Raw genomic sequence first — 13,572 nt, 5'->3', positions numbered from 1 at the left:
CACCGCCACGACCTCCCCCACCACCCCCGCTCCCACCCCGCGGCGCCGGCCGCTCGCCCGCCTCGGCGGCGCGTCCTGGCTGGCCACCGTGCCGCTGCTGCTGTTCTTCCTGATCGGCTTCGGACTGCCCACCGTCGCCATCGTGATCGGCGCGTTCACCACCTCCAGCGACGCGGAGACCGGCGCCGGGCAGTTCACCTTCGACAACCTGACGGCCTCCGTCCAGGGCGGCTACCAGACGGCCATGCTGAGCAGCCTCAAGCTCTCCGCGCTGACCGCGCTGCTCGCCACCGTGCTCGGCCTGCCGCTCGCCCAGGCCGTCGTCACCTCCCGGCACGGCTGGCTGCGCCAGGCGGTGCTCACCGCCTCCGGCGTGCTCGCCAACTTCGGCGGCCTGCCGCTCGCCTTCGCGTTCGTCGCCACCCTCGGCAACGCCGGCGAGATCACCAAGCTGCTGCACCTCACCGACCACGGCTGGTCGCTGTACTCCTTCACCGGTCTGACCATCGTGTACCTGTACTTCCTCATCCCGCTGATGGTGCTCACCATCACCCCGGCCCTGGACGGCCTGCGGACCCAGTGGCGCGAGGCGGCCCAGAACAACCGCGCCACCACCGTCCAGTACTGGCGCCACGTCGCCCTGCCGATCCTGCTGCCCTCCCTGCTCGGCGGCTTCGTGCTGCTCTTCGGCAGCGCCTTCGCCGCCTACGCGACGGCCGCCGCCATGGTCGGCGCGACCGTCCCGCTGGTCAGCCGCTCGATCGCGGACGCGCTCTCCGGCAACGTGCTGGTCGGCCAGGGCAACCTCGCCCTCGCCCTCAGCCTCAACATGATCATCGTGGCCGTCCTGGTGATGGCCGTGTACCTCCCCCTCCAGCGCCGGAGCGCCCGATGGCTCAGCTGACCACCCCCGCCCGCCCCGGCCGACGCACCGTGCGCTGGTGGCGCGGCGCCGTGCTGCTGCTCGCCGGTGTCTACTTCGTCGTCCCGCTCGCGGCCTCCTTCTGGTTCTCGGTCGACGACCCCAAGGGCATCTCCTTCGAGGCCTACACCGGGCTGCTCTCCGCCCCGGGCTTCCTGGACAGCCTCTGGCTGACCCTCGGCCTCGCCGTCGTCACCGTCGTGGTGCTGCTGCTCCTGCTCGTCCCGGCGCTGATCGCCGTCCGGCTCGGGTCGCCGAAGCTGCGTCCGGTCATCGACGTGCTCTGCACCCTGCCGCTGGTCGTCCCCCCGGTCGCCCTGACCGCCGGCCTCATCGGCGTGCTCCGCTGGGGCCCGGACTACCTGATGGACACCCCGTTCTTCCAGACCTTCGTGTTCATCCAGGACCCCGACTTCCCCCTGGTGCTGGTCATCGCCTACGTGCTGATGGCCCTGCCGCTCGCCTACCGCGCCCTGGACGCCGGCCTGCGCTCGATGGACGTGCGCACCCTGGTCGAGGCCGCCCGCAACTGCGGCGCGAGCTGGCCGCGCGCGGTGTTCACCGTCGTCCTGCCCAACCTGCGCGGGGCCCTGCTGAACGCCTCCTTCCTCACCCTGGCCCTGGTGCTCGGCGAGTTCACCTCCGCCTCGATCCTCGGCTTCCAGCCTTTCCCGGTCTGGATCTACTCGGTCGGCAACAGCCAGGCCCACATGTCGGTCGCGGTCTCCATCCTGAGCCTGCTGCTCACCTGGCTGCTGCTGCTCCTGCTGGCCACCGCCGGGCGCGAGCGCCGCGCCAAGACCGCCGCCTCCTGAACCCCCCGGAGTCACCAGTCATGACCACGCCCACCGCCATCGCCAACGGCATCTCGCTCTCCCCCGGCAGCGCCACCGTCGAGTTCCGCTCCCTGCGCCGCACGTTCGGCGCCACCACCGCGCTCGACGGCCTGGACCTGACCGTCCACCCGGGCGAGCTGCTCGCCCTGCTCGGCCCGTCCGGCTGCGGCAAGACCACCGCCCTGCGCATCCTGGCCGGCTTCGAGCAGCACGACTCCGGCGAGGTGCTGGTCGACGGCCAGGACATCACCACGATCCCCGCGCACAAGCGCGACGCGGGCATGGTGTTCCAGTCCTACAGCCTCTTCCCGCACCTGACCGCGCTGGACAACGTCGCCTTCGGGCTGCGGATGCGCGGCACCGGCAAGGCCGAGCGCCGCAAGCGGGCCCAGGAGCTGCTGGAGCTGGTCGGCCTGCCGCACCGCGCCGAGCACTACCCGCACCAGATGTCCGGCGGCCAGCAGCAGCGCATCGCGCTCGCCCGCGCGCTCGCCCTCCAGCCGCGCGTCCTGCTGCTGGACGAGCCGCTGTCCGCGCTGGACGCCAAGGTCCGCCTCCAGCTGCGCGAGGAGATCCGCCGCCTCCAGCAGGAGCTGGGCATCACCACCCTGTTCGTCACCCACGACCAGGAGGAGGCGCTGTCGATGGCCGACCGGGTCGCGGTGCTGCGCGCCGGAAGGCTGGAGCAGTGCGCCGTCCCGTCCGAGCTGTACGGCCGGCCGGCCACCGCCTTCGTCGCCGAGTTCGTCGGCACCATGAGCCGCATCCCGTGCACCCGCGCCTCGGACGGCGTCGAGGTGCTCGGCCGCCGGCACGCGGTGGACGGCGCGATCCCGGCCGACGGCGAGCTCCAGGTGCTGGTCCGCCCGGAGAACGTCACCCTGACCCCGGACGAGAACGGCCCCGCGCTGGTGGTCACCGCCTCCTTCCTGGGCGCCGTCACCCGGCTCACCGCCCGCCTGGACGACGGCACCGAGGTCAAGGTCGACCTGCCGACCGAGGCCGCCGCCGCGCTGCCGGCCGGCGCGCGGGCCGCACTCACCCTGCCGGAGCGTCCGGTACTGGTGGACCGCTGCGCCGCCTGAGAGCCTCATACCTCCCCGCTCCGACCGAAGAACCACCGAAGGTACCGCCATGCCTGACACCGCCATGCCCGACAGCGCCCTGCCCGACTCCGGGCCCGTACTCCCCGCCGCCGTCCTGTTCGACATGGACGGCACCCTGGTCGACACCGAGCAGCTGTGGTGGCAGACCGCCGCCGAACTCGCCGAGGAGCTGCACCGCCCGCTCACCGACCTGGACGCCCCCGAGGTGCTCGGCCAGGCCGTCGAGCACACCGCCGCCCACCTGCACAAGGTCAGCGGCACCGCCCTCAGCGAGGCCGAACTCGCCACCAGGCTGGGCGAGTCCTTCGCCGGCAAGGTCGCCGCCGAGACGGTGCCGCGTCCCGGCGCGCTCGCCCTGCTCGCCTCGCTGCGCGACGCCCGGGTGCCCACCGCGCTGGTCTCCGCCTCCCCGCGCCTGGTGGTGGACCTGGTGCTGTCCGCCATCGGCCGGGACTGGTTCGCCGTCACCCTGGCCGCCGAGGACACCGAGCGCACCAAGCCCGCGCCCGACCCGTACCTCGCCGCCGCCGAGCGGCTCGGCCTGGACCCGGCCGCCTGCCTCGCCGTCGAGGACACCCCGACCGGGGTCGCCTCCGCCACCGCGGCCGGCTGCGCCGTGCTCGCCGTGCCGTCCACCGCGGTGCCGATGCCGCGGGGCGAGCGGATCACCCTGCTCGCCAGCCTGGAGCAGGCCGATCTCGCCCTGCTCGGGAAGCTCGCCGGCGCGGGCGCGGTTCGACCCTGACATGCCCTATCTCCTGCTCACCCTTGCCATCGTCAGCGAGGTCTGCGCCACCAGCTGTCTCAAGCTCACCGAGGGGTTCACCCGGCTCTGGCCGAGCCTCGGCGTCGGCCTCGGCTACGTGCTCTCCTTCCTGCTGCTCGGCCGCGCGCTCAAGCACATACCGGTCTCCGTCGCCTACGCGGTCTGGTCCGGGGCCGGCACCGCGGCGGTCGCCGGGATCGGCGTGGTCGCCTTCGGTGAGTCGCTCGGGCGGCTCCAATGGCTGGGGATAGCGCTGGTGATCGTCGGGGTGGTCGTGCTCAACCTCAAGGGCGGCCATTCCTGACGATGCGTCAATTCTGATCTCGCTGGTCAACTCGCCTGTCGGGGCGGGGCGTCGGACGTGCCGACTTCCCGCCCCGACGGCTTCGCTACGGTGTCCCCCATGACGGACCCCCGGCCCCACCACTACCGCTTCGTCCACCGCGAGCTCGCCCGCCAGGTGCTGGAGTTCGGCCCGCGCGTGGCCACCCCGACCCCGGACGGAGGCAGTCTGCTGCCCGTCGTCACCCAGATCTGGGACGACCTCGGCGGCACCCTGCCGCCCGAGGACCGCCTGCCCAGCCACGGCCTCGACTGCCGCCACCTGTCGGTCGACGGCCACCACATGCTGCTGGTCACCCTGCCCACCCCGACCGGCGCCACCGAGGCCCACTTCGTCGCCGCCGTCCAGCCCCAGGGCGCCAGGACCGTCCGCTACGTGACCCTGGAACACGCGTTCAGCCCCTTCGACGGCAGCCCCGGCACCGTCCTCGGCGAGTGGACCGCCGAGAGCCACCTCAACCACGGCCCGGGCCCTTCACCCGTCGCCGAACTGTTCGTCACGGCCGTGGTGCAGCTCGTCACCCCGAAGAAGCGCGGCTTCTGGCGCCGCTGAGGCCCGACCGTACGCGCACGTCTCGGAGTTGGGCCGCCGGCGTCAAGTAGGCGTCGACGGCCCGTAAAGGTCCCGCAAACAACTCCCCCCGGCCTCCGCTCCGGCGATCACGGCACACCGGCTGGGGCTATGCTCGCCCGGTCCGACAATCGACGCATCGGGGGGCGAAAGTGTCCGACTTCAAAGTCAGTACCGAATTCCTCGCCAAGTTGGCCCAGGACCTCAAAGGCTGTGGCGACGAACTCGAACAGGGGCTCAAGGCCTTCGAGGCGGCCGGCCACACCGGCACCGGCTACGACTTCCTGGACGAAGCCTGCGGGCACTTCAAGGACAAGTGGCAGTTCGGCCTGAAGAAGGTCCGCGAGTGCGTCAAGGCCCTGGACGAGGGCCTGGAGCAGGTGCAGAAGAACTACGACGGCACCGAGCAGAGCATCGTCAAGGTCCTCGCCCCGGCGGGGCAGTCGTGAGCACCCCCGCGCCGGCGGCGCCCGACTGGTCCGGTCTCGGCTTCAACCCCGCCCCCGGCGACTCCGCTGCCGTCACCGCACTCAGCAACAGCCTGCGCCGGGTGGGCCAGCACCTGAGCGGCGTGCACACCACGCTCGCCCAGATCTCCGACAACGAGGGCCAGTGGACGGGCGAGGCGGCCAAGGCCTTCTCCAAGCAGTTCGGCAAGCTCCCCGGCTACCTCCAGGACGCCGCCGACTCGATCACCGCCGCCTACACGGCGCTCGACGTCTGGTACAAGGCACTGACCGAACACCAGCCCAAGGCCGCCGAGTTGGCCGCCTCGGCGGTCGCCGCCAAGAAGAAGAAGGACGAGGCCGACCGCGCCCACAGCGCCGCGGCCGCCGCCCCCGACCTCCAACTGGCCGGCCGCTACTTCTCCGACGACGCGAGCCTCGCCGCCGCCGAACAGCGCTACAACACGGCGAAGAGCCACCTGGACTCGGCCGCCAACCTGCTCACCAGCGCCTCCAACGAGCTGGCCGGCCTCCAGAAGCAGGCCCACGAACTCGCCGGGACCCACAAGTCGGACGCCCAGAAGACGGCCGAGGCCATCCGCAAGGCCGCCGACAGCAAGGCCCCGCCGGAGCCGGGCATGCTCAGCAAGATCGGCAACTGGTTCAAGAACCACGGCGCGGACCTGCTGACGGTGGCCTCGGGCATCTGCGGCGTCGCGGCCATCTTCTGCCCGGCGTTCGCGCTGCCCGCAATCCTGCTGAGCGTGGCCGCCGCAGGCTGGCACGCGGGGCAGTACGGTGTCAGCGGGCTGGTGCCGACCAGCATGAAGAACCTCGGCAACGACCTCACCCTGGCCGGCGACCTTCTCGGGGCGCTCCCTGGAGGAGCCCTCTTCAAGAGCGGGGTCACCGCGTTCAGGGGTGCCCGCGCTGCCGAAGGCGGGGTCAAGGCCGTGAGTGCCACGGCCAAGGAGGTCCGCACCGCCGCCAGGGCGATGGATCCGGCCAGTCCGATCTTCACCACCGCGATCGAGAAGCCCGCCATGAAGCTCGGGCTCTCCAAGGCCGCCGCGATGAACGTCTCAGACGGCGTGCAGGCGGCCGGCGGGCTCGCGCTGACGGCCCCCACTGCCATAGGCCTCACCACGGACGACCCGGGTCCGGGGCTTGGTGCCGCAATCAACTACACCACGGGCGGCGGCACCGCGCTCAACGGTGCCGGAGCTGCCATCGGAGGCAGCGGCAAGGGCCGGATCCTGCCCGCGCTGCTCGGCGGCGGCAGCGCGATCGTCACCGGCGTGTGGGGAGTCGGCCATGACTGACACGACCGTCCCGTCGTTCTGGCTCTCCCTGCCCGAGGGGTTCACCGGCATCGACCTGTCCGAGGACCCCGGCGACCGGATGAGCCGGATCGTGGACGGGCTCGACGCGCTCACCGATACCGGTGCGGAACAGAAGCTCGGCATCGCCGTCTCCGCCGAACTCGCCCTCCAGGCGCAACTGCGCGAGGGCGCGGTCCACGTCTCCAACTGCCTGCTGCAGACCGAGGACGGCGAGATCGTCCAGGGCATGTTCAGCCTGTTCCTGCGCGAGCAGGAGAAGGGCGCACCGGGTACCTACCCCCAGCGCGTCGCGGAGGAGCTCGCGACCGTCTGGCCGGACGCCGACGTCGCCGTCCTCGACTTCCCGCTCGGCCGGGCCGCCGTGACCGTCCGCGACCTGGCCGTTCCCGTGTCCGGAGCGGTCTACGGCCTGCCGGGATCGGGCGTTGTCACCGTCCGCCAGCTGGAGGCCCTGTTCCCGCATCCGTGGAGCCCCCACGTGCTCGCCGTCGTCTTCACCACCCAGGACCAGGACCACTGGGACGAGTGGCAGGCCCTGGTCGGCGCCGCGATCGACGGGATCTCCTTCTACCCTCCACGCGACGAGGCACCGGACGTCCTGCCACCGGAGCGGCGGGACAACATCCGGAAAGCCTTCGGGTGACCAGCACCGAGTCCGCTCCGCCCCGCTGACGATCGTCCTCGCGCTCGTCGCACCGCTCTCGATCGTCGGCCTCGCCGCCGCCTACGGCTCGTACGGCTGGCCCGCCGGCCTCGGCGTCCTGGTGGTCGCCACCGCCGTCCTGTCGGCGGGCCTCGGCCGCCTGGCCGGCAGCGGGCGAGGCTGCGCCGCGGTCCTGATCGTCCCGTTCCTGCTGCTCGTCCCATCCTCGACAAGCCCACGGCCGAACCCGCCGCCGCCCTCCTGACCACCGGCACCGTATTCCTCCTCCTCACCCTGTTGCTCTGACCGGTGGTCGGCACTCACCGGCCGAGCGGGCCGGGACGACCTGAAAGGCCTTCGGATGGCAGTCACCCAGCCCGACCAGGGCAGCGGGAGCGAACCGCGCCGGCTCCGCCGCGGCGCTGTCCTCGCCGTCGTCCTGACCTGTCTGTCCGTCGGCATCGTCCTCGCGTACGTGTACGTCGGCACTCTCCTGGCCTTCGGCCTGGGTGCGTTGTACATGGTCGCGGCGGGTGTCGGGCTCGCGAAGCTCGGCGCGCCGGGGGGCGACCCCGACTACAAGGACGTCGGCGCCGGGCTGGCCCTCGTCTTCCTCGCCCTCCTCATCGCCATCGGCGCGGGCGCCGACGCCTGGCACAACCAGGTGCTGGGTTCGGGGCGGGACGTCAAGGCGATGGTCGTCGCCGAGCACGTCGACACGTCGATCCACGGCACGACGCGGACGTACGACCTCTCCTCGAACGGCGAGGACGTGCCCGGCGGGCCCCTGGCGCCGAACAGCCGGCGCTTCAGCCCCGGCGACTACGTCACCGTCCGGATGGACCCGGCCGGCCGGGTCGCCCCCAAGCTGCCCGGCGAGGCCGACTCCCCGGCCTCCCTGTGGTGCGCGATCGGCATCAACGCGGGCATCGCCCTGTTCCTGCTGTGGTTCGCCTACGACAGCGGCAAGCCGCCCCGGGCACCACGCCCGGCCGGACCGTGGCGTGAGCGGATGCGCCGACTCGACGGGCTGCCACTCACCGCGGCGGCGACCGCGATCTCGGTGCCCTGGCTCCTGTGCTTCCTGCTCGTCCAGAGCCGTCTCGGCCTGGCCCTGATGGTCGCGATCCCCTATCCCCTCGCCGGGTTGGCCGCCTTCGGCGCACTCGTCCGCGACGACGACCGGAATCAACCCCAGGGCCTCGTCCTCCTTGCGGTCGGCCTCGTCTTCACCGCACTCGCCCTGTTCCTCTGACCGACGATCCGACACGCGCGGCGGTAGGAGCCGAGACCGTGGGGAAGGCCTTCGGACGACCATCACCCAGTCCGACCAGGGCCCGCGAAGCGGGCTCCGCGGAGCCCTCGCGCTCATCGCCGCCACCACCGCGGTGCTCGTCGGCGTCATCGCGCTCGACGTCTACGTCAACTCGTTCCTCGCCGGCGTGGTGGGGCTCGTCTACCCCGTGATCGTGCTGTACGCGTTCGCCGTGCGCCGCGACGCCGGCAGCAACCCCCGGTTCCGGAAGAGCATGGTCGCCCGGGGCCTACGCGGTGACGTGGTCACCGTTCGGGCCGACCCGGCCGTGGTCGCGGACGTCGAGGACTGCGTCGAGGACGCCTCCGGCGGCTCGTGGCACGCCATCGAGTGCTCGGCGGCCGCCGTCCGGTGGGCCGCCCTGCGCGGCGCCTCAGGGCCGGTGCTGCCGCCGCTGCCGGACCCCTTCGAACCGCTGATCCGCCTCTACGAGCGCGGCGGAGCCGGCTTCTCGTACGCCAACGGCTTCCTCGACTTCGGCATGCTGATGGTCGAGCGCGGCAACCCGCGGACGCACCTCTCCCCGGAGCCCGTCGTCAAGCTCGACGACGCCGCCCTCGACGCCCTCGACGAGCGGAGCTGGACCGAGTTCCACGCCCTGGCGGAGCGCGCCGGGCAGTCGACCGGCAACGGCTGAACGGCGGCAGTCGACCGGCAACGGCCGAACGGCACGGGCGGGCGTCGCGACCGATGCGCGACGCCCGCCCGTCACGGGCCCGTCCGATCAGCCCAGCAGCGCGGGCAGTTCGGCCACCGACCCGAGCACGTGGGTCGCGCCGTCGGCCCGCAGGCGGGCCTCGTCGTGGGCGCCGGTGAGGACGCCGGCGACGACCGAGGCGCCGGCCCGGGTGCCGGTCAGCATGTCGTAGCCGGTGTCGCCGGCGACGGCGATCCGGCGGACCGAGTCGGTACCGGTGCGCAGCAGGGCGGTGAGTGCGAGGTCGGGGTACGGGCGGCCGCGGCCGGCCTCGGCGGGGCAGAGGGTCAGGTCGGCGATGGACTGCCAGCCGAGGGCGTCCAGGATGCGGTCCTGGGTGGCCCGGGAGAAGCCGGTGGTGAGGACCACCTTGCGGCCCTGGCCGCGCAGTTCGGCGATGGCCTCGGCGGCGCCGGGAAGCGCGGCGCAGTGACCGGCGTCGACCAGGTCGTGGTAGGCGGCCTCGAAGGCGGTGTTGGCCCGCTGGGCCTTCTCCTCCTCGCCGAACAGGTGACGGAAGACGGAGATCTTGGACTCGCCCATGGTGGCCCGGACGTGGGCCAGCATCGGGTCGAACTCCGGGCTGCCGGCCTCGACGCCGAGCGCCGCGGCGGCCGCGGTGAAGGCCTGCTCGACGAGGCCGTCGTCGGCGACGGTGGTGCCGGCCATGTCGAGCACGACCAGGTGGATGTCGGTGGTCACGACAACGCTCCTTACAGGTTGGCGAGTTCGGCGGTGGTCTCGGCGATGGCGGGCGAGCAGGTCATGCCGCGCCCGCCCGGGCCGGTGACCAGCCAGACGCCGTCGCGCACGCGCTCGCGGTGGACGACCCGGGTGGAGTCGACGCACTGGGCGTACACCCCGGCCCAGCGGCGGCGGATCCGCGGCATCGGGCGGCCGAGCAGTTCCTCGACGACGGCCACCAGGTGGTCGTACGGGTCCTCGACGACGTCGAAGCCGAACGGCTGGTCGTACTCGTGGGTGTCGCCGATGGTCAGGCCGCCGTCGCGGCGCTGGACCATCAGCAGCTGCATCTTGTGCTCGGCGGCGACCGGCGGCTGCGGCTGGGTCTCGCGCAGCCGGTCCAGGGCGGTGCCGGTGAAGGCGGGGTAGTAGCGGAAGCTGTCACCGTCGGCGACGGAGGTGGTCAGGGTCTCGCCGAGCGGGTCGGTCTGCATCATCTGGAGGCGGACCCGGCGTACGGGCAGGGCGGGGGCGAGTTCACGGACCAGGCCGCCGAGCCAGGCGCCGGTGCAGAGGATCACCAGGTCGCCGGTGTGGACGTCGCCGTGGTCGTCGCGGACGGCGTTCTCGCCGACCACCTCGCGCACCTCGCGCCCGGGCAGGAAGGTGTACCGGCCGGTGGACTCCAGGTACCCGCGCAGCGCGCGCTGGGCGGTGCGGGGCTCGACGGCGGCGTCGCGCTCGCACCACAGGGCGCCGAGCAGCTTGCCGCGCAGGGCCGGGTTGACGGCGCGGGTCTCGTCCGGGTCGAGCAGCCGGTAGCCGCGGGCGGCGGCGTCCGGCAGGGTCAGGGCCTGCTCGGCGACGGCGCGTTCGGCCTCGGTGCGGATGGCGGTGAGCGATCCGTTGGCCCGGAAGCCGAGGTCCGGGACGCGGGCGCCGATGGCCTCCCACAGTTCGCGGGCGCGCAGCGCGGTGTCCAGCTCCTCGCCCTGCGCCCGGCCGCTGACCCAGACCAGGCCGAAGTTGCGCACCGAGGCGCCGCGCGCCTCGGCCTCGCGCTCCAGGTGGACGACCTCGTGGCCGCGCTCGACGGCCTGCCAGGCGTGCATGGTGCCCAGCACGCCTGCTCCTACGACGATGACTCTCATGCGGCCAGGCTGGTGCGCCCAGGTGTCCGAGGGGCGTCGCACTGCGGTCCCGCAGATGAACCACCCGAAAAGTTGTACAGACAACCTGACGGTCATCGTGACCGACTACGACCGCACCACCCGCGCCCGCAGGTAGTTGCGCCGGCCGAAGTTCGGCTCGTCCACCGCCGTCAGCCCCTCCACCTGGAACCGGTACAACGCCGCCGCCCCGCCCCCGGTGAGGAACTGCCGCCGGACCTCCTCGTCCTGCGCGAAGGCCGGGTAGCGTCCCTGGTAGGCGGCCAGCGCCGCCTCGGCCTGCCGCCCCCAGGCCTCGCTCGCGCTGCCGGTCAGCTGGAGGCCGCGCAGCTGTTCACCGAAGACCGGCGGCGGCAGGAAGACCGTGGCGGCGGCCCGGGCCTCCTCGGTCAGGTGGTGGCTGTGCCGGGTGGAGCGCTCGCTGACGAAGTAGAGGACGAGGTCGTCGTCGTACGCGAAGAAGGCCAGATTGGCGTGCGGGCCGTGCTCGTGGCCCGCGGTGGCGAGGGTGAGCACCATGGCCTCGGCCAGCAGCCCCTCGACGCCCTTGTGCAGCAGGTCGCCCGGCCAGTCCCCCTGCGTGATGTCGAGTCGGTACGGCATTCGGCACTCCCTTCGCCGGCACGCCCGGCGCCCTCGCGCCCGAGCACGACTGAGCCGGGCGGGCGCCCCCCCCTGGGGAGGCCCCACGCCCGGCTCACATGCTCCACCCGCCGTCCGAAACCGGACAAGGGGGCAGGCGGACCAACCACGTGACGACGGCGGAGGTCAGTGCCGCCGCGCGGAGTACGACGGGTACCCGTGGCTGACCACCGGCAGCTCGCCGGGCCCGAGCAGCGGCCGCAGCGCGCTCGCCCGCATCCGGTCCACCAGCGGCCCGCAGCGTCCGGCGAGCGGCGCCAGCACCACCGCGACCAGCAGCCCGACCAGCGCGCCCGCCGCCACGTCGTGCGGGTAGTGCACGCCGACCCAGACCCGGGAGGCGGCCATCAGCACCGCGAACAGGCCGGCCACCCAGCCGAGCCGCCGGTTGACGAACCAGAGCGAGGCGGCTGCGGCGAAGGCGATCACCGAGTGGTTGCTCGGGAAGGACCAGTCCCCCGCGGCCGGGCAGGTCTCCAGCGCGACGCTGCCGGGGATCTGCGCGCAGGGCCGCAGTTCCTCGACCCCACCCTTGAGCACCGAGTTGACGCCGTACGCGAGGACCACGATCACCGGCGAGGCCAGCACCCTGGCCATCACCGTCGAGTCCGCGCCGCGTGCCCGCCACCACGCGTAGACCATGAAGACCGCGAACAGTCCGAGGCCGAGCGCCGACCAGACCTTGATCAGCTCGTCCAGCCAGTGCGGGGCCGACTGGGCCCAGCCGTTGACCCGGGTGTACAGGTCGCCGTCGATGCCGCTGCCGTCGTACACGGCGAGCGCCCGTGAAGGCATCACGCGTCACCTCCGTGACGTCGCGCCTGACGGGCGCGGAACAGTTCGAGAACAATGGGGAGCACGGAGATAACTACTACCAGACCGATGATCGGCAGCAGATATCCGTCGATTCCGGGAATGGACGAGCCGAGCCCGTACCCGGCGAACACCACGCCGACCGTCCAGACCGCGCCTCCGGCCACCTGCCAGAGGGTGAACGAGCGGACCGGCACTTCGAGTACGCCGCAGAGCGGATTGAGCACCGTACGGACCACCGGGATGAACCGGGCGAGCACGATCGCCTTGCCGTGGCCGTACTTGGCCAGCAGTTCCTCGGCCCGCGCCACGCCGTCCAGCAGGCTCCTGCGCCGACTGCGCCGCAGCAGCGCCCGGCCGCCGCGCCGGCCGATCAGGTAGCCGACCTGGGCTCCGACGAGCGCGCCGGCCAGGGCGGCGGGCAGCACCTGCCACAGCTCCAGCTGCGGCCCCTGGGTGGCGCCGGGCACGCAGAGCAGTCCGGCGGTGAACAGCAGCGAGTCGCCGGGCAGGAAGAAGCCCACCAGCAGGCCGGTCTCGGCGAACAGCACCACGGCGATGCCGAGCGCGCCGAAGGCGGCGAGCAGTGAGGATGCGTCCAGCGGGTTCACCGCGAGGTGAACGGCCGGATCGGCGAGGAACTGGAGCAAGGCCGACGGACCTCCCGTACGTTGGGGGGGCGGTTCGCACGGGAACCCGCCCGAACCGTCTACAGTTCCGTAGACGGTCTACATGACTGTAGACGAAAGTTGGAGGAAGCGCCGCCATGCCCGACGTACCGTCCGCCCGCCGGCCCGCCGGGGAGCTGGAGGCCGAGGTGCTGGCCGCCCTCTGGTCCGCCCGACAGCCGATGACGCCGCAGGACGTCCAGGCCGCGCTCGGTGGGGACCTCGCCCGCACCACCGTCGCGACGATCCTGGCCCGGCTGTTCGACAAGGGGACGGTCGTGCGCACCCGGGCCGGCCGGGCCTACGCCTACACCCCGACCGTCCAGGACACCGCGGGGCTCGCCGCCCGCCGGATGCACACCGAGCTCGGCCGCGAGGCCGACCGCTCCACCGTGCTGGCCCGCTTCGTCTCCGACCTCTCCGCCGAGGACGAGCGGCTGCTGCGCGAACTGCTCGGCGACGGCGCCCCGGAGGCGGACGCCGTGAGGCCGGACACTGCGGGGCCGGACGCGCCGGGAGCGGCCGGCCGATGATGCTCGCCGTCTGGGTCCCGCTGCTGCTGCCCTTCCTGGCCGCCCCGCCGGCCCGTCGCCTCGCCGAGGCGCTGCC

17 protein-coding genes are annotated in these 13,572 nt (G+C 72.8%); 12 read left to right on the top strand and 5 right to left on the bottom strand.

Going from position 1 to position 13,572, the window contains the following annotated elements:
* The 11 genes from KS423_RS22040 to KS423_RS21990 all read left to right on the top strand — a co-directional run.
* Nucleotides 1-904 (top strand): ABC transporter permease subunit (locus tag KS423_RS22040; protein ID WP_224281294.1); only part of this gene is annotated, 904 nt, incomplete at its 5' end.
* Entirely contained in the window at nt 892-1,737 is an 846-nt protein-coding gene (locus KS423_RS22035) for an ABC transporter permease (RefSeq protein WP_224281293.1), read from the top strand. The genes KS423_RS22040 and KS423_RS22035, both read left to right, overlap by 13 nt.
* Before the next feature lie 20 nt (nt 1,738-1,757).
* Nucleotides 1,758-2,843, top strand: a complete 1,086-nt coding sequence (locus KS423_RS22030) for an ABC transporter ATP-binding protein (RefSeq protein WP_224281292.1) — start codon at nt 1,758-1,760, stop codon at nt 2,841-2,843.
* A gap of 49 nt (nt 2,844-2,892) precedes the next feature.
* Entirely contained in the window at nt 2,893-3,609 is a 717-nt protein-coding gene (locus KS423_RS22025; protein ID WP_224281291.1) for an HAD family phosphatase, read from the top strand.
* A 1-nt stretch (nt 3,610) separates the two neighbouring features.
* A complete protein-coding gene (locus KS423_RS22020) occupies nt 3,611-3,934 on the top strand; it encodes a multidrug efflux SMR transporter (RefSeq protein WP_224281290.1) in 324 nt (107 codons plus the stop codon).
* Nucleotides 3,935-4,033: 99 nt separating this feature from the next.
* Entirely contained in the window at nt 4,034-4,525 is a 492-nt protein-coding gene (locus KS423_RS22015; RefSeq protein WP_224281289.1) for a hypothetical protein, read from the top strand.
* A gap of 170 nt (nt 4,526-4,695) precedes the next feature.
* Entirely contained in the window at nt 4,696-4,992 is a 297-nt protein-coding gene (locus KS423_RS22010; protein WP_224281288.1) for a hypothetical protein, read from the top strand.
* Nucleotides 4,989-6,311: a putative T7SS-secreted protein gene (locus tag KS423_RS22005; RefSeq protein WP_224281287.1), complete on the top strand. Its 1,323-nt coding sequence runs from the start codon at nt 4,989-4,991 to the stop codon at nt 6,309-6,311. Before KS423_RS22010 ends, KS423_RS22005 begins: the two co-directional genes overlap by 4 nt.
* Nucleotides 6,304-6,975 carry a hypothetical protein gene (locus KS423_RS22000; RefSeq protein ID WP_224281286.1) on the top strand — a complete coding sequence of 224 codons (672 nt, stop codon included), beginning with the start codon at nt 6,304-6,306 and terminating at the stop codon, nt 6,973-6,975. The genes KS423_RS22005 and KS423_RS22000 overlap by 8 nt, the downstream gene beginning before the upstream one ends.
* A gap of 361 nt (nt 6,976-7,336) precedes the next feature.
* Nucleotides 7,337-8,230: a hypothetical protein gene (locus KS423_RS21995; protein WP_224281285.1), complete on the top strand. Its 894-nt coding sequence runs from the start codon at nt 7,337-7,339 to the stop codon at nt 8,228-8,230.
* A gap of 133 nt (nt 8,231-8,363) precedes the next feature.
* Nucleotides 8,364-8,927: a hypothetical protein gene (locus KS423_RS21990; RefSeq protein WP_224281284.1), complete on the top strand. Its 564-nt coding sequence runs from the start codon at nt 8,364-8,366 to the stop codon at nt 8,925-8,927.
* 87 nt (nt 8,928-9,014) lie between these two features.
* Here the strand turns inward: KS423_RS21990 and KS423_RS21985 are convergent, their stop codons facing one another.
* The 5 genes from KS423_RS21985 to KS423_RS21965 form a co-directional block, all read right to left on the bottom strand.
* A complete protein-coding gene (locus tag KS423_RS21985; RefSeq protein ID WP_224281283.1) occupies nt 9,015-9,689 on the bottom strand; it encodes a phosphonatase-like hydrolase in 675 nt (224 codons plus the stop codon).
* Nucleotides 9,690-9,700: 11 nt separating this feature from the next.
* Nucleotides 9,701-10,822 (bottom strand): TIGR03364 family FAD-dependent oxidoreductase, encoded by a 1,122-nt coding sequence (locus tag KS423_RS21980; protein ID WP_224281282.1) that lies wholly within the window; start codon nt 10,820-10,822, stop codon nt 9,701-9,703.
* Nucleotides 10,823-10,927: 105 nt separating this feature from the next.
* The gene (locus KS423_RS21975; protein WP_224281281.1) at nt 10,928-11,443 is read right to left on the bottom strand and encodes a pyridoxamine 5'-phosphate oxidase family protein; all 516 of its coding nucleotides are present in this window, start codon (nt 11,441-11,443) and stop codon (nt 10,928-10,930) included.
* A 165-nt stretch (nt 11,444-11,608) separates the two neighbouring features.
* Complete coding sequence (locus tag KS423_RS21970; protein ID WP_224281280.1) at nt 11,609-12,277, bottom strand: phosphatase PAP2 family protein; 669 nt, start codon at nt 12,275-12,277, stop codon at nt 11,609-11,611.
* Nucleotides 12,277-12,945 (bottom strand): DedA family protein, encoded by a 669-nt coding sequence (locus KS423_RS21965; RefSeq protein WP_224281279.1) that lies wholly within the window; start codon nt 12,943-12,945, stop codon nt 12,277-12,279. The genes KS423_RS21970 and KS423_RS21965 overlap by 1 nt, the downstream gene beginning before the upstream one ends.
* A gap of 116 nt (nt 12,946-13,061) precedes the next feature.
* Here KS423_RS21965 and KS423_RS21960 point away from each other — a divergent pair, with 116 nt between their 5' ends.
* On the top strand, nt 13,062-13,496 hold the full coding sequence (locus KS423_RS21960) for a BlaI/MecI/CopY family transcriptional regulator (protein WP_224281278.1): 435 nt from the start codon (nt 13,062-13,064) through the stop codon (nt 13,494-13,496).
* Nucleotides 13,497-13,572 lie beyond the last annotated feature (76 nt).

It is taken from the genome of Streptomyces sp. LS1784, assembly GCF_020103755.1.
Classification (GTDB): Bacteria; Actinomycetota; Actinomycetes; order Streptomycetales; family Streptomycetaceae; genus Kitasatospora.
Note: the sequence above shows the minus strand (reverse complement) of the source record. Positions and strands in the feature narration are given on the sequence as shown.